The organism is Brucella ciceri, assembly GCF_041930145.1.
Classification (GTDB): domain Bacteria; phylum Pseudomonadota; class Alphaproteobacteria; order Rhizobiales; family Rhizobiaceae; genus Brucella; species Brucella intermedia.
This window is the reverse complement of the sequence record NZ_JBHEEV010000002.1, coordinates 476,655-491,653: the sequence shown is the minus strand read 5'-3', so window position 1 is coordinate 491,653 and position 14,999 is coordinate 476,655. Positions and strand designations below refer to the sequence as shown.

Sequence of the window (14,999 nt, the reverse complement as noted above, 5' to 3'; positions counted from 1 at the left end):
CCTGCTTCGTTCAGCAATCATCAACACCGGGTGCCGACTTAGCCGACGCTTGGCTTGATGCGGTGTTTTTCGGGTGGCTGTCCTGCGTCTGACTGGTCCCTTGGCGGGAGGACGGAGGTGCTTGTAGAAAAATACAAGAAAGAAGCCAGATGCTGATTTTTGCACTTGCGCTCGTCGCGCGAATTGCCTAAACGGCTCTCACAACGACTGGCCAGACACTTGGCGAAGCAGTCGGGCGATTAGCTCAGTTGGTAGAGCGCTTCGTTTACACCGAAGATGTCGGGAGTTCGAGTCTCTCATCGCCCACCACTTACCCCCTTGAAATTGCTTGTAAATTTTGACTGAATAGATTGCGCGGTTGTTCGCGTTTTTCGCCTAGCAACAGCCTAGCAACAGCATTGCTGTAGCTACGGCAAACCCCTTGCGTGACGGCATGAGCATTCTTCCTCAAAACTCCCTAAAGTTCCCGCGGCATCATTCAATGAAATTTGGAATGATATCGGATATGCGCTCGAATATTGACACATGACGTCCTGGAAAATCCCGGTTCGCCCTAGTTGCCACGAATCAATGGATGAAGCGTCTTGGAGAACCGACCCTACGTTCGGGTCAGCATTTCGGGGAGCAACCTAAGCTGGTTTTCGAGTGCTGAAGGACCCGAGACCTGTCGAATGACAGCACAATGAAGAGTTCGTGATTTTCACGCGAAGCGAAGCAGAGGTACGGAGAGGGGCGGGAATGTTTGATATCCCGTCGTGCCGCGTGCCTCATGCGCCTGCTGCCCTTAGTGCTACAACTCGTGACGGGCTCCAAGCGCAGATTTCAAATCTCAGCGCTGAAAAAAACTCGGACGAAGCCAGAACAGCGGCGCATTACGCACTGGCAATCGCTGAGGAAGGATATTGGGGCGGTGAGTTGAGAAGTTTCGCCAACAGCTATCTTGCCTATGATAGCCTGCAGAAGGGTTTACCGCAGCAGGCGCTGTATTATCTCGACGGTGCCACTGACCGGTATAATTTATGCCGTCAGATAAGGGCTTTGCGCGGAGCGACCTTGGAAGCTCTCGGTGAAAAGGAGCGCGCTTTGCGAGAGTTCCAGGCTTCCAGGCGGACATATGGTTGCTCATCCACGGAAAGCGGCTTCTCATACGACGACGCCGATATCGATAATAGGATTGAAACGCTGGCAACAGAAACAGAAGCCCCAAGGCCCCTGTGAGTTCAACCCGTTGCGCTTCACCACGGCGACCGCCCTTGGTGAGCGAAGTGACCGGGCCCGCGAAGGGTGCCGGAACAATTGGTGCCGTTCATGAGTTGTCCTCCCTAGCAATCAGATGCCGTGACTGGCATCGCCAGCCGAGAGCGCAGGAGGGCAAATTGGGTGGATTCTTGTTTTGGATCGTCTTGATCGGACTGCCAGCACTTCTCGCAGGCGGGTTCGCCTATGCGCACTATCTCAAGCGTACCGGGGGAACGACCCGCCATGAAGATGGCGCCTGAGGGAAGCGAGACAATCGATGGCACCCCGTGCAAATTGGAAAGGCCAACTGAAGATCGAGCAGCTTTTGTGCCCTGTCGCACTCTACACGGCAGCATCGACTTCAGAGCGCGTTTCGTTTCATCTGATCAATCGCAAGACCGGAAACCGGCTCAGCCGGGAGTTCGTGGACAGCGACACGGGCAAGCCTGTGTCGCGCGATAACCAGGTCAAGGGTTACGAGGTTTCGTCCGGCTCCTATTTGAGTTTCGACGAAGAGGAAATCGCCTCGGCCATTCCCGAAAGCAACAAGACACTCAATGTCACCCGTTTCGTCAAATGCGACGAGATCGACGATGTCTATCTTGACCGGCCATATTATCTCGCACCTGCGGGAGATGACGAAAGTTTCACGCTCGTGCGTGAGGGCATGAAAGCTGAAAAGGTGGCGGCGATTGCAGAGGCTGTCCTTTTTCGCCGTGCGCGACAGGTTCTCATCCGTCCCGACAATCAGGGCTTGATCGCCACTACGCTCAATTTCCAGTACGAGGTGCGCGCCGCGGCGGAGGCATTCGCCGATCTTGGCTCCTTCAAGTTCGATCGGGAAATGCTCGATCTGGCGAAACACATCATCGATACCAAGATGGGCAGCTTTGACCCGGCCAGCTTCGACGACCGTTACGATGCCGCCCTGGCAGATTTGATCAAGGCAAAGATTGAAGGCAAGCCGCTCAGGAAACCGGCTGCGCCGAAGACCGCAGACGTTATCGAACTGAAGGAGGCCCTTCGCAGGAGCGCGGGCCTCGACGGGGGCGGGCGAACGTCAGCCAAAGCAAAAAAAGGCAAGCCGAAGTCGCGAACTGAATCTGGCGTGAAGTCTCGCAAGAGGGCAGGGTGATCATGGGACAGCCACTCGAAACCTACCGCAAGAAACGCGATTTCACCCTGACCAGCGAGCCGAGGGGCAAGTCTGCACGGGCGAAAGGTGATCTTTTCGTCGTGCAGAAACATGATGCGCGCAGGCTGCATTATGACTTTCGCCTCGAAATGGACGGCGTCCTGAAAAGCTGGGCCGTGACGCGGGGCCCAAGCCTCGTTCCCGGCGAAAAGCGCCTTGCGGTGCATGTCGAGGATCATCCTCTCGAATATGCGGGCTTCGAAGGCACGATACCCAAGGGCGAATATGGCGGCGGCACGGTAATCGTCTGGGATACGGGGCGTTGGAAATCCACCGGCGATGCACATAAGCAATACAAGAAAGGGCATCTGGAGTTTGAACTCACCGGAGAAAAACTCAAAGGGCGATGGCATCTGGTCCGTATGCACGGAAAGCCGGGCGAGAAGCGGGAGAATTGGCTTCTCATCAAGGGAGAGGATGATTTCGCCCGCGAACCCGATGAACCTGACATTCTCGAGGAAAAGCCTGAATCGGTGAAGACCGGTCGCGTGATCGCCGATGTTGAGGACGAAGAGCCGGGGTGGTCATCGAAAACCGGTCGCATCAAGAAGAAGAAGCCAGCCCCCGCAAAGAAACCTGCAGCCTCACGTCCCACGAACAGCCAGAAGCGAGCGATGCCGGATTTTATCGAGCCGGAACTCGCTACGCTCGTACCGGCTGCACCTGAAGGAGACCGCTGGCTCCACGAGATAAAGTTCGATGGCTATCGTATCCAGGCCCATGTTGCGCAGGGCGAGGTCAAGCTTTATTCGCGCAGCGGGCTGGATTGGACCGAAAAATTCGGTCAGCAGATCGTCGCCGATCTTGTAGGAACAGGCGTGGACGAAGCCATTTTCGATGGCGAGATAGTTGTCGAAAATCAGTCGGGACTGTCCGATTTTTCTGCCCTGCAGGAAGATTTGAGCGAGGGGCGGTCAGATCGTTTCACCTACTATCTCTTTGATCTTCTTCATGTGGACGGCAATGACCTTCGCCAGACACCGCTGGTTGAGCGCAAAAAGCTGCTCGAAAAACTGCTTTCCAAAGCGTCGTCCACTCTGCGTTTCAGCGAGGCTTTCGATGCCGATGGTGCGGCGGTATGGGAGAATGCGTGCGGACTTGGTCTCGAGGGGATTGTGTCGAAGCTCAAGAATGCAGCCTACAAAAGCGGACGCAGCAACGACTGGCGCAAGTCCAAATGCATTGGACGGCAGGAATTTGTAATTGCGGGCTATGTTCCTTCAACGGCAACAAGAGGGGCGATTGGCTCGCTGCTCCTGGGCGTACAGGATAAAAAGGGGCTGGTTCCGGTAGGGCGGGTTGGAACGGGCTTTTCGGTCAAGGTCGCCAAGGAACTCTACAAACGACTGTACGCCATGCGGTTGGACGAAAGCCCTTTCGCAGTGCCGTTGACAGCAGATGAAAGGCGCGGCGCGAAGTTCGTCAAGCCGCAGCTGGTGGCCGAGATCGAGTTTCGCGCCTGGACCGCCGACAAGCGATTGCGCCACGCTTCCTTCAGGGGGCTGCGTGAGGATAAGGCCGCCAGCGATGTCAGATGGGAGGAGCAAAACGTGCCAGCTCGTGTTTCCGACAAGGATACCCAGAAGATCGATGTGAAGCTTACTCATCCCGACCGGGTCTACTGGCCGGGCGAAGGTGTCACCAAGCAGGGGCTCGCCGATTATTATGCCGAGGTCTGGCCTCGCATCGAACCTTTCATCGTCAATCGCCCTTTGGCGTTGCTGCGCTGCCCGACCGGTATCGAGGGAGAATTCTTCTTTCAGAAACATGCATGGAAAGGGCTGAACGAGCATATTGTCGAAGTTCAGGACCCGAAGGACAAGGACGAGGAACCCTATATCAGCATCCGGGACTTCAATGGGCTGATCGGTCTGGTACAAGCCGGGACACTGGAAATTCACCCTTGGGGATCAACGCTCAAGAACTGGGAGCTGCCCGATACGCTGACGATGGATCTCGATCCGGGCGAAGGGGTATCCTGGCCGCGCGTGATTGAAGCTGCTACCGAGACCAGGGAACGTCTGGAAAAACTGGGATTGACGACCTTTGTCAAAACGTCCGGCGGGAAGGGCCTGCATGTGGTGGTGCCGCTGAAGCCGAAAGCTGACTGGGACACGCTGAAAAGCTTTACCAAGGCTATCGCCGACCAGATGGCTGCGGACAGCTCGGATCGTTATGTATCCACGATTTCCAAGGCCAAGCGCAAAGGCAAGATTCTTATCGATTATCTGCGCAATCAGCGCGGCATGACGGCCGTAGCCCCTTATTCTCCCCGCGCACGTCCCGGTGCCGGAGTTTCCATGCCGCTCGCCTGGGAGGAAGTCACTCCGGCAATTGGCCCTGCGCATTTTACCATTCTCAACACGCCGACCCGGCTGGCTGCGCTGAAAAGCGATCCCTGGCAGGATTTTCGCAGCGCGGAAACGCCGCTGCCGAAAATGAAGAAGCAAGGCGGGTGACGTCTAAGGGATGAAACGCGGCGGCCTTAGGATTTTTTGCCTACGATTTCTTGCCTTCCTTGGCGAGACTCTTGCGCAACGCGTCCATGATATTGATCACATTCCCCCCGCTTGCCGGTTCCGTCTTCCGGGATTTCGGACTTGTTGCCGGTTTCTTCTTCTTTTTGGCAGTGATCATGGACTGAAGGTTTTTCTGTACAGGGTCCTGAAGGAAGTCCGGGTTCCAGTCTTCCGTCTTGTCCTTGATGAGCTTGCGGACCATCGAAAGCAGCTTCGTGTCCAGTTTGCCTTCCTCAATCGCTGAAAAATAGTCGTCGGCATTGCGCACTTCATCGCCGAAACGCAATGTCCACAGGACAATTCCCGGACCCCGCGGTTCGAGCAGCACGGCTCTCTCACGCCGGTACATGACGAGGCGGGCGAGACCGGAGACCGAGCTTTTTTCCATCGCCTCCCGAATGACCGAAAAGGCTTCCTGGCCCACCTTGTCGGAAGGAGCGAGATAATGCGGCTTGTCGTACCAGATCCAGCCGATGCTGTCGCGCGGCACGAACTTGTCGATGTCGATCGTTCTGGTGCTCTCTAGCGCCACGGCCTCAAGCTCATCCTCCTCAAGGACGATATAGCTGCCATCCTCCTTCTCGAACCCCCTGACCTCGTCGTCGTCGCGCACGGGCTTGTGCGTGACCGAATCCACATATCGGCTTATCACCCGGTTCCCGGTCTCGGCATTGAGGGTGTGAAAGCGCACTTTCTCGCTTTCGCTGGTCGCAGGCGTCAGTTCCACCGCACAGGTGACGAGCGAAAGTTTGAGATAACCTTTCCAGAAACTGTGGGGCACGATCTGATCCTCCGGAGAACAGGATAACCGGCTGGCGGCCAGATGGTTCCGGACCGGATTTGTACAAGCCGGGAACCAGTCGAGGCTCATCGTGGTTATCCGGCTGGAAGAATAAGATCGGGGTTTCCCATTGCTTGAAAAATCTCCCACCATGCCGCGAGTTGAAACGGAGGTCGCTCGGAACGGGTTGCTTCATATCAGCGACGCCGCGCCGGGTATCAAACGCCTGCGTTGCGGGACGGGGTTTCGATACGTCCGCTTTGACAGAAAGACGATCACCGATGCGGATCGGGACAGGATCGTCCGGCTTGCCATTCCGCCGGCATGGACCGATGTCTGGATATGCTGCGATGAACGTGGACATATTCAGGCCACGGGCCGCGATGCGCGCGGAAGAAAGCAGTATCGTTATCATCCGTCATGGATGGCGATGCAGGACGAAACGAAATTCTCGAGCCTGCCGGATTTCGCTCGCGCCCTCAGCCGGCTGCGCAAGGCTGTCGATGCCGATATGCGACGGCGCTCGCTCTGTCGTGAAAAAGTTGTCGCCACCGTCATCTGGCTGATGGACCGGCTGCTGCTGCGTGTCGGAAATCCCGACTATGCGCGCAGCAACAACAGTTTCGGCGCAACCACGCTGCGCAACCGGCATCTGCGCGATGATGGCACGGGCCTGCGGCTGGTCTTCACCGGGAAGTCGGGCAAAATGTGGAGCCTGAAACTTTCCGACAAGCGGATCGCCCGTATTGTTCGCTCCATACAGGAACTGCCGGGACAGCAGCTGTTTCAATATGTCGATGATGCAGGAAACCGCTGTGCGGTTACTTCGCAGGATATCAACGACTACCTGCGAACGATCATGCAGGCTGACTTTACGTCCAAGCATTTCCGGACATGGGCTGCAACGGCAGCAGCGCTGGAGGCGCTTTGCTGCATTGAGCTGCCTGACAGTGAGAGTGGAAAAAAGCGGACGCTGAACGGTGAAATCGACAAGGTTGCGCAACGGCTCGGCAATACGAGGGCGGTGTGCAGGCAGTCCTATATCCATCCCGCCGTTCCCGAACACTGGCTGGCCGGTGGGTTGGCATCAGAGGTAGAGGCGGCTTCGGCCATCCGGCTGATGGCTCCCGAACTGAACAGTGCGGAACGACGCACCTTGAAGTGGCTGCTTTCCCTTGAGAAGGCACATCCATGACGCGCTCGGCCTGCCGCGTCGGGCTGGCGTCAAACCAGAATGCCGGACGTTGAAGCTGCCCGTTGGAAAGCGAGCCTTGCATCTTCTGTACTGGTAATGTCGTGCGAGCACAGAAGGCAGGCTTTGATAGCGGCCCCGAGGCTGTTCAGTTCAAACCGGTTCCATTGGGATAACAATATGTTCTCCGCATCCGCTACCGTTCGTACTGACTGCGTGATGCCGTCGGCAATTTCGATGATGACGGCGTCATCCCAGTGCACCTGTTCCATGGCGGGCTCCTTCATGCAATGAACCCGGCAGAAGTATGAAAGTTCCGTAATTTGCCGCTTTTATCGATATTGGCAGGGTTTTTCTCAAGGCGAACGGTACTTGATATTTTAAATAAGAGACTTGTTTATTTCTGCGATAAAGCTAATTTTCATCAGAGTTTCTTGGTTGCGGAAGAAGAAATTCAATCATTGCTATAAGGAGGGAATATTCATGACCTCGATAAAGCAGCGTATGATTCAATTCGCGTTGATGTTGGGGCTTGTTTCCCTTGGCTCCATTGATGTTTCAAATGCCCAGTTCCTGGACTCTTTCAGGCCGCGAAATACAGTAACGGCAGACGTCATTACCCGGACGCCGGTCGGCACCCGTGTCGAGCTTACGGGGTCGATCAAAAGCAATGTCCGAAGAGCCGAGTATGTTTTTCAGGACCGCACCGGAAGAACGAGGGTCCGGATTGAGCGGGAAGTCTGGCGCGGACGAGAAATAAGCACAAGGAATGTAATCGAAATCCGGGGCCGCGTCGAAAACGACGTCAGGGGCAGGTTCATCGACGTATATTATTTCAAGGTCATCAAATAGCTGCCTTCAACGGTGCCTCATGCAGGAGCTGCCATGTTTAGAATGGGTGGGAAGTATCAGCATTTTGTTCACGGCAACGGCTGCGGTTGCTCCAACCCGATATTGCAGCAGGTTTCCCGGCGGCTGGATCGGCTGTCCCGAAGGCATTTCCTGACGGGCGTGGCAGCGGCAGTCGGCGCAACGATGGTTGCGGATCGCTCCGTCGCGCAATCAGCGAAGGTTTTGCTGACGCGGGCAAGGCTTTTCGACGGCAAGGCGGATACGCTGAAGTCTGGGGTACAGGTTCTGGTCGAAGGCAATCGCATTGCGGCTGTCGATATGTCGAACAGCGCTCCGCCCGATGGAGCGACGGTCATCGATTGCGGCGACCGTGTGCTGATGCCGGGGCTGATCGATGCGCACTGGCATGCCATATATGCGGCGGTGCCGCTTCCGGTTCTGCTGGAAGGTGATCTTGGTATTATTTTCGCCGCATCGACGGCGGAGGCGGAAAGAACGCTTCTGCGCGGCTTCACGACGGTGCGCGATATGGGCGGGCCGACTTTCTCGTTCAAGCGCGCGATCGATACCGGCATTATCAGCGGGCCGCGTATCTTTCCGGCAGGCGCGATGATAACGACGACCGGTGGCCACGGCGATCTCCGGTTGCCCACGGAAATACCGCGTGATGGCGGCAAGCTCAGCACCAGCGAGTTGATGGGCGCTTCGGCCATAGTCGATGATGCAGGCAGCTTGAAACTTCGTGTGCGCGAACAATTGTTGCAGGGCGCATCGCAGATCAAGATCGTTGCTGGCGGCGGCGTGTCCTCGCCGCGCAGTCCGCTGGATATGTCCACATTCAGCGAAGACGAGATACGCGCTGCGGTCGATGTGGCAAGGGACTGGAACACCTATGTCACGGTTCATGCCTATGCGCCGAATACAGTCCAGCGATCCATACGTGCGGGTGTTTCCTGTGTTGAACACGCGCATCTGATGGACGAGGAAACCGCGCGGATGATTGCGGAAAAAAATGTCTGGTTGAGCACCCAGCCTTTCCTGACGATGGACGATGCTGCATCGCAGACAGGCCCCGGTGCCGAACGAATTCAGCAGCTTTTCGCAGGTACGCCGCGAATTTATGAATTTATCCGTAAATACGGGATCAAGACCGCCTGGGGTTCCGACGTTCTGTTTTCCCCCGAATTGACCCCGCGCCAGAATTTCATGCTGACTCACTTGAGCCGTTGGTACTCGAATGCAGAGGTGCTTCGTGCGGCCACATCGGTCAATGCCGAACTTCTCGCGCTTTCCAATCTGCGCAATCCCTATCCCGGCAAGCTCGGTCTTATAGAGCACGGTGCTTTTGCCGATCTTCTGGTGCTGAACGAGAATCCGCTCGACGACATTCATGTGCTGGAAAAGCCGGAAGAAACGCTGGCGATCATCATGAAGGATGGGCAGATTCACAAGAATACCCTGAAATCATAAGCTCGTTTCGTCCTCGGGTCAGGGAGGTCCTATGCTGAAAGCTGGCAATGCAGCCCTGATCCTGATCGCGGGATGCGTGCTGATTGCAATGCTCCATTATGGCAGCGCGGTCTTTGCGCCGGTCGTTTTCGCGCTGTTCATCATCATGCTCGTCTGGCCGATCCAGCGGGCACTTTCGTTGATCATGCCGCGCTATGTTGCATTGGCGATCACTTTTCTTCTGGTCGTCTGTCTTCTGCTCGGTTTTGGATGGCTGATCGCCTGGACAGTCGGGCAGGTGGGACGCCGGATAGTGATCGACGCAGTGCGATACCAGTTGCTCTATGAACAGCTCAGAACCTGGCTCGACGGGCATGGGATTGCCGCATCGGTCCTGTTGTCGGAGAATTTCAGCGTCAGCTGGACTTTGCGAACGCTCCAGACGATAGGAAGCCGCCTCAACAATACGTTCAGCTTCTGGATCGTGGCGCTGGTCTATGTACTGTTGGGGCTGGCGGAAACCGAGGAGTTCGGGGCGCGGATCAGGCAGTTGAAAGATCAGGCGGCTGCGACCGCGTTTCTGCGCGCCAGCCGGTCGGCAGCAGCCAAAATCCGGTTCTACATGGTGCTCAGGGCGCTGATGAGCATTGCGACGGGTTCCTTCGTCTGGCTCCTGACCTGGCTGGTCGGTCTGCCATTTGCCGAAACGTGGGGATTTGTAGCGTTCATTCTCAATTTCATCCCGTTTCTCGGGCCGCTGGTCGCCACCCTCTTGATTACCGCCTTTGCGTTCACGCATTTTGCCAACTGGCAGATGGCGCTCATGGTCTTTATCGGTCTGAACATCGTGCAGTCCGTCATTGGAAGCGTGATCGAGCCCCGGCTGACGGGAAAGACGATTTCCCTGTCCCCCTTCGCAACGCTCTTTTCCGTTTTCGCATGGGGTTCCCTGTGGGGCGTCTTCGGAGCGTTCATCGGCGTACCGATCACTATCGTTGCCCTGACTTTCTGCGCGCAATACTCCGCCACGAGCTGGTTTGCGGAAATATTCGGCTTTTCTCGCGAGCAGCTTTGAAAGTTGTGGGATAGAAATTGCTATCCGGCACCCGTCCCATATCTTGACCTTTCAAGATGCGGCCTATGTATTCTGCGGTAAAGCGCATCATCCAAATGGGAAGGATATTTCGATGAGAATGATCCTGTACAGCGTCGTGACGATGGCCGTAATAGGAGCCACCGCCAGCGGGTGCACGACAGATGAACGAAGAACAGCCGGCTATGGTCTCGGCGGCGCCGCTATTGGCGGTCTTGCCGGAGCGGCCATCGGTGGCGATACACGCGGCGCGCTGACCGGCGCAGCTATCGGTGCAGCAGCAGGCACGCTGGTGGGCGTCGCCCAGACCCGCAACGGTGTGCAGTACTGCCGTTATCGCGATCGCCACGGCCGCGTTTTTGAAGCACGCTGCCGCTAGAGCATATCTCCCGAAAGCGGGAACCGGAAATACTCCAGAACGCTATGAAACACTGATTTCCGGATCCGCCCTTGAGGGGACAAGGATGCTGCGCGGTCGCTCCGGCACCGTGCATCCGTTATGGAGCGCCTCTTGATCCGATTGCATCAAAAGGCGCTCCAAAAGACTGTTTGAATGGCATTTTTTCCCGAACCGTGTCGCCTGATCTTGTGGTGTCCGCATGGACCGCCAGACAGACATTGGCGAAGCGGTTTGGCTTGTGAGTTTGTGGTTCTTTGTTACTTGGAGGGAAACATGAAACTGCATTCATTAACCGCTATTCTTGCATTCACCGCCTTCTTTTCCGTCGCAACCGTTGCCGAGACTGTTCCCGCATTCAGCCAGAGCCGCTCGGCTACCGTAGGCGTGCGGATCAACAACGGTCACAGAATACGTTGCTCCGATGGCGTCAGACTCCTCAGGATGCGCGGCTTCCGCAATGTTCGCGCCCTGGATTGCCGCGGCAGCCACTTTCTTTACCGGGGTGACAGGCAGCGCAGAACCTACGACGTCACGGTTCGGGCCAGAGACGGCAGAATAACCAATGTTCGCCCTGTGAGATGGCGTCGCTGATCCTTGCGGCGTCATCATTTTTGGTTATCAAGAAAGGAACACTGCTGTGTCGGAACTGGTCGTTATTGGGTTTGATACCGTCGGAGAGGCGGACGCCGTGCTTTTGAAGCTCAACCAGCTTCAAAAGGAATATCTCGTCGATCTCGAAGACGCTGTGATCGTCGTTCGTGACGAACAAGGCAAGGTTCATCTCAAACAGAAGTACAATATGCTCGCCATGGGCGCAGGGTCGGGATTGCTTTCCGGTGCGATATGGGGCGGACTGGTCGGGCTTATATTCCTCAACCCGCTTGCCGGCATGGCTCTTGGCGGGGCGGTGGGAGCCGGGGCAGGAGCCTTGTCGGGTTCGCTCGCCGACTACGGGATCGATGACAAGTTCATCGTGTCGCTTGGTGAGACAATTCCGGAAAACTCGTCGGCCCTGTTTGTCCTCCTGCGCAAGATTCAGTGGGACAGGGTCATGGCGGATTTCCCTGACCTGCGGGGCAGGGTGTTGAAAACATCCTTGTCTGTTGAGCAGGAAAAACGCCTGAAGGAAGCGCTGGAAGGAGCGTTGCCGGCAACCTCGTAACATGGCGCTGCCGAGACCCGTCTTGACAGCATTTTGCAGTCAGGTGGAAACGCCCGACGCGGAAGAAATGCGAAAAGACAATCAGGTAGAGCGGAAGGGCGAACCCATGTGAGCGCATTCGGTTCTATCGAGCGAGGGCGTGAATTGAAGCAGGTTTTCATCCTCGCACTTGTTTTGCTTGCCACCGCGGGATGCGCCGGTAACAGGGCTGTCACCGGGCTGGGAAGGGATGTGGCGGGCGAGACCCATTCCGGCGCGGTGGTTCCCTTCGCTGTTGCGACGGTTCGGGAGCGTATAGACGATCCAGCTATTGCCTATTCCCGCGACAGATCCCAAACGCTGAAACTCTCGACCATAGACGTCCATATTCCTGAAATGCACCGTCCGGGAAATGTTGAAACATCATCGGTGAACCCCGATCCCCGCCGACATTTCATGGCGTCAAACTATGTGCCGTTGCCGGACCGGCGCGCAATGGTCGCCGAGCTGAACCGGCGTCTGGCGAACCGCCCCGCCGCGCAACGCGAAATATTCATTTTCGTCCACGGCTATAACAACAACTTTGCCGAAGGACTGTTTCGCAATGCGCAGATTGTTCACGACTATGGCGTCACATCGGTGCCGGTTCATTTTTCGTGGGCATCCGCCGCGTCGTTTACGCGATACCTGTATGACCGGGACAGCGCCATCATTGCGCGCAGGGGATTGGCGGAAACGTTAGCGCTGGCGGCGCAGACCAAAGCCAACGGCATCGTCATCGTCGGCCATTCCATGGGCGCGGTGGCCGTCATGGAAGCCTTGCGAACGCTATCTGGCGACAAGCGCCGCGACGTGCTGAAACGCATCAAGGGGGTGCTTCTTGCTGCCCCCGATCTCGATCCCGATCTTTTCCGCAGCCAGATTGACGATATCGATTATCTGCCCCAGCCCTTTACGATCATCGTATCCCGGCGCGACCGGGCGCTGGACCTCTCCCGCAGGTTGGCCGGTGGAGCGCCGCGGGTCGGCAGTGGATTCGACATCGCTTTCCTGCAGAACAAGAATATTCAGGTTCTTGATATTTCCGAAGTCGACAGCGGCGGCCACAGCCTGTTTGCAAGTTCAAATACGCTGATCAAGTTTCTGGGCTCGGGCCATCTGCTGCGCAGGCTTATCACGGACGAATATGCAGGCATGGACGATACATTCCTCGCAGCGGGCCAGGGTACTTTCGAGCAGGCCTCGCTGGCTCTTCACCTGCCTGCACGTGTGATTGACCGATTGGCTACCCGCTAGAGAAGATAATGCGGGGAAACAAATAGTTAGAGCGTTCTATTGTCCAGCGAAAATGCGGATTGCTCAAAAAATGAACACGCTCGCATCCGTCATGACCCTTTATCCATATGAACTCGACTATGGGTTATTTTACGGTGTTCTATTGAATCAAGTTGACGGACGTATCAATCAAGTCTCTAATTAAGCTTGTCTATGGTGATGTGCGGGGTTATCCTGCCTCAATATTGCATTCTGCCTTCGTTTTATTGCTCGACATCGATAACGCATCGAAATCTACGGGAACGCAGAGGTGGCAAGCATTCATGAGCAAGGGTTGGCATGCCGAGCTTGAACTGGGGTTCGAGCATAGTCATGAAGTGACGCGCCTGATGCGGCGCCGTCACGTTGGGCCGCTCGCGGTGCAGCAACCCTTCTATCCCGAAAAAGACGGAAGCGCACATGTCTATCTTCTTCATCCGCCCGGTGGTGTTGCGGGTGAGGATGTCCTTGATATTTCCTGTTTTCTGGGGCCGGGCTCCAAAGCCGTCCTGACGACGCCGGGCGCTACCAAGTTCTATCGCAGCGACCGGGGCCGCAGCATCCAGACCACGCGGATCAATGTGGGCGAGGGTGGCGTATGCGAATATCTCCCGCAGGAAACAATCGTTTTTGATGGCGCGAAGGCTTCCATAAGCACGCATGTCTCCCTGAGTGGAGACGCAGTTTATCTTGGGTGGGACATTGTCAGTCTCGGACGGCCCGCCTGTCGGGAGAATTTCGATGCGGGCGAGCTTCGCCAGAGGGTCGAAGTATTTCGGGACGGAAGGCCGATTTGGTTCGAGCAGTTTCGCCTTCAAGGTGCCGACCAGGCAATGAATGCGGCCTTTGCATTCTGCGCCAGGCCCATCGTCGCAACGATGGTTTATGCCGGTCCCGCGCATGAAAACACACTTCAGCGCATTCGCGAAGCACTCGGCGATGCAGGAAAAAATCTCTTTTCGGTATCGCAGCTCGAGCGGGTGATCGTCTGTCGCTATCTCGGTGGACGCATGTCGGAAGCCAAAGCACTGTTTCGCAAAGCCTGGGAAGTCATCCGCGAAACCGGATTGGGAAAACCGGCGGCTGCACCACGCATATGGGCAACATAATGACTTTGAGAGGGCCTACAAATGGAACTATTGCCACGTGAAAAGGACAAACTTCTGATTTTCACCGCAGCACTGGTTGCGGAACGACGAAGGGCCAGAGGGCTGAAACTCAATTATCCCGAAGTCGTGGCTTTCATCTCCGCCGAAATTCTGGAGGGAGCCCGCGACGGCAAGACGGTTGCGGAACTCATGTCCTACGGAGCCACCCTGCTCACCCGCGATGAGGTGATGGAGGGCGTGCCCGAAATGATCCATGACATTCAGGTGGAAGCCACCTTTCCGGACGGTACCAAGCTTGTGACCGTTCACAATCCAATTCCGTAGAACATCTCCCGCACTGCCGGGAACGTTTGGGCTTTTGCTTTAACGCGCATCTTGAAAATATCGGGATGCGCTTGAGGAGACGATCATGATACCGGGTGAATATTTCATCGAAGACGGGACGATCGAACTCAATGACGGTCGTGAAACCCGCGTCATCGCCGTGGCGAACACTGGCGACAGGCCGATACAGGTCGGGTCGCATTATCATTTCTACGAGACGAACGAGGCTCTTGACTTCGACCGGGAACGGGCGAGGGGCTTCCGCCTCAATATTCCGGCTGGGACCGCCGTGCGGTTCGAGCCCGGGCAGGACCGTGAAGTCGAACTGGTCGCGCTGGCTGGTGACCGCGAGGTCTACGGCTTCAATGCAAAAATCAACGGGAAGCTGTAG

16 protein-coding genes and 1 tRNA gene are annotated in these 14,999 nt (G+C 56.4%); 15 read left to right on the top strand and 2 right to left on the bottom strand.

The annotated features are described in order from the left end of the window. The first annotated feature begins 233 nt into the window (after positions 1-233). The 5 genes from JNC63_RS05540 to ligD all read left to right on the top strand — a co-directional run bounded on the left by JNC63_RS05540 (position 234) and on the right by ligD (position 4,893). A tRNA-Val gene (locus tag JNC63_RS05540) sits at positions 234-309 on the top strand. Positions 310-738: 429 nt separating this feature from the next. Then, positions 739-1,218 carry a hypothetical protein gene (locus tag JNC63_RS05535; RefSeq protein ID WP_022567420.1) on the top strand — a complete coding sequence of 160 codons (480 nt, stop codon included), beginning with the start codon at positions 739-741 and terminating at the stop codon, positions 1,216-1,218. 158 nt (positions 1,219-1,376) lie between these two features. Further along, complete coding sequence (locus JNC63_RS05530; protein WP_021584956.1) at positions 1,377-1,499, top strand: hypothetical protein; 123 nt, start codon at positions 1,377-1,379, stop codon at positions 1,497-1,499. Positions 1,500-1,516: 17 nt separating this feature from the next. Continuing rightward, positions 1,517-2,374: a non-homologous end joining protein Ku gene (ku, locus tag JNC63_RS05525; RefSeq protein ID WP_374846124.1), complete on the top strand. Its 858-nt coding sequence runs from the start codon at positions 1,517-1,519 to the stop codon at positions 2,372-2,374. Positions 2,375-2,376: 2 nt separating this feature from the next. After that, positions 2,377-4,893, top strand: coding sequence for a DNA ligase D (ligD, locus tag JNC63_RS05520; RefSeq protein ID WP_039852521.1), 2,517 nt, complete (start codon positions 2,377-2,379; stop codon positions 4,891-4,893). A gap of 40 nt (positions 4,894-4,933) precedes the next feature. On the opposite strand, the gene ku (JNC63_RS05515) is transcribed toward ligD, so the two are convergent. Next, positions 4,934-5,734: a non-homologous end joining protein Ku gene (gene ku, locus JNC63_RS05515; protein WP_006472824.1), complete on the bottom strand. Its 801-nt coding sequence runs from the start codon at positions 5,732-5,734 to the stop codon at positions 4,934-4,936. A 187-nt stretch (positions 5,735-5,921) separates the two neighbouring features. Between ku (JNC63_RS05515) and JNC63_RS05510 the strand changes: the two genes are divergently transcribed. Next, on the top strand, positions 5,922-6,929 hold the full coding sequence (locus tag JNC63_RS05510; RefSeq protein WP_235691657.1) for a DNA topoisomerase IB: 1,008 nt from the start codon (positions 5,922-5,924) through the stop codon (positions 6,927-6,929). Between the two features lie 29 nt (positions 6,930-6,958). On the opposite strand, the gene JNC63_RS05505 is transcribed toward JNC63_RS05510, so the two are convergent. Next, a complete protein-coding gene (locus tag JNC63_RS05505) occupies positions 6,959-7,198 on the bottom strand; it encodes a DUF982 domain-containing protein (protein ID WP_006472826.1) in 240 nt (79 codons plus the stop codon). Positions 7,199-7,409: 211 nt separating this feature from the next. Here JNC63_RS05505 and JNC63_RS05500 point away from each other — a divergent pair, with 211 nt between their 5' ends. From JNC63_RS05500 to JNC63_RS05460, 9 genes are all read left to right on the top strand, one after another. Further along, positions 7,410-7,778 (top strand): NirD/YgiW/YdeI family stress tolerance protein, encoded by a 369-nt coding sequence (locus tag JNC63_RS05500; RefSeq protein ID WP_006472827.1) that lies wholly within the window; start codon positions 7,410-7,412, stop codon positions 7,776-7,778. Positions 7,779-7,811: 33 nt separating this feature from the next. After that, on the top strand, positions 7,812-9,248 hold the full coding sequence (locus JNC63_RS05495) for a metal-dependent hydrolase family protein (RefSeq protein WP_025091391.1): 1,437 nt from the start codon (positions 7,812-7,814) through the stop codon (positions 9,246-9,248). Between the two features lie 31 nt (positions 9,249-9,279). Continuing rightward, a complete protein-coding gene (locus JNC63_RS05490; protein ID WP_006466543.1) occupies positions 9,280-10,302 on the top strand; it encodes an AI-2E family transporter in 1,023 nt (340 codons plus the stop codon). A 112-nt stretch (positions 10,303-10,414) separates the two neighbouring features. Continuing rightward, positions 10,415-10,699, top strand: a complete 285-nt coding sequence (locus tag JNC63_RS05485) for a YMGG-like glycine zipper-containing protein (protein WP_006472829.1) — start codon at positions 10,415-10,417, stop codon at positions 10,697-10,699. Between the two features lie 658 nt (positions 10,700-11,357). Next, positions 11,358-11,882: a DUF1269 domain-containing protein gene (locus JNC63_RS05480; protein WP_006466545.1), complete on the top strand. Its 525-nt coding sequence runs from the start codon at positions 11,358-11,360 to the stop codon at positions 11,880-11,882. A 108-nt stretch (positions 11,883-11,990) separates the two neighbouring features. Continuing rightward, positions 11,991-13,157, top strand: a complete 1,167-nt coding sequence (locus JNC63_RS05475; protein ID WP_006472831.1) for an alpha/beta hydrolase — start codon at positions 11,991-11,993, stop codon at positions 13,155-13,157. 302 nt (positions 13,158-13,459) lie between these two features. Further along, on the top strand, positions 13,460-14,284 hold the full coding sequence (locus tag JNC63_RS05470) for an urease accessory protein UreD (protein ID WP_006472832.1): 825 nt from the start codon (positions 13,460-13,462) through the stop codon (positions 14,282-14,284). A gap of 21 nt (positions 14,285-14,305) precedes the next feature. Continuing rightward, positions 14,306-14,608 (top strand): urease subunit gamma, encoded by a 303-nt coding sequence (gene ureA, locus JNC63_RS05465; RefSeq protein ID WP_006466548.1) that lies wholly within the window; start codon positions 14,306-14,308, stop codon positions 14,606-14,608. Between the two features lie 85 nt (positions 14,609-14,693). Beyond that, on the top strand, positions 14,694-14,999 hold the full coding sequence (locus JNC63_RS05460; RefSeq protein WP_006466549.1) for an urease subunit beta: 306 nt from the start codon (positions 14,694-14,696) through the stop codon (positions 14,997-14,999).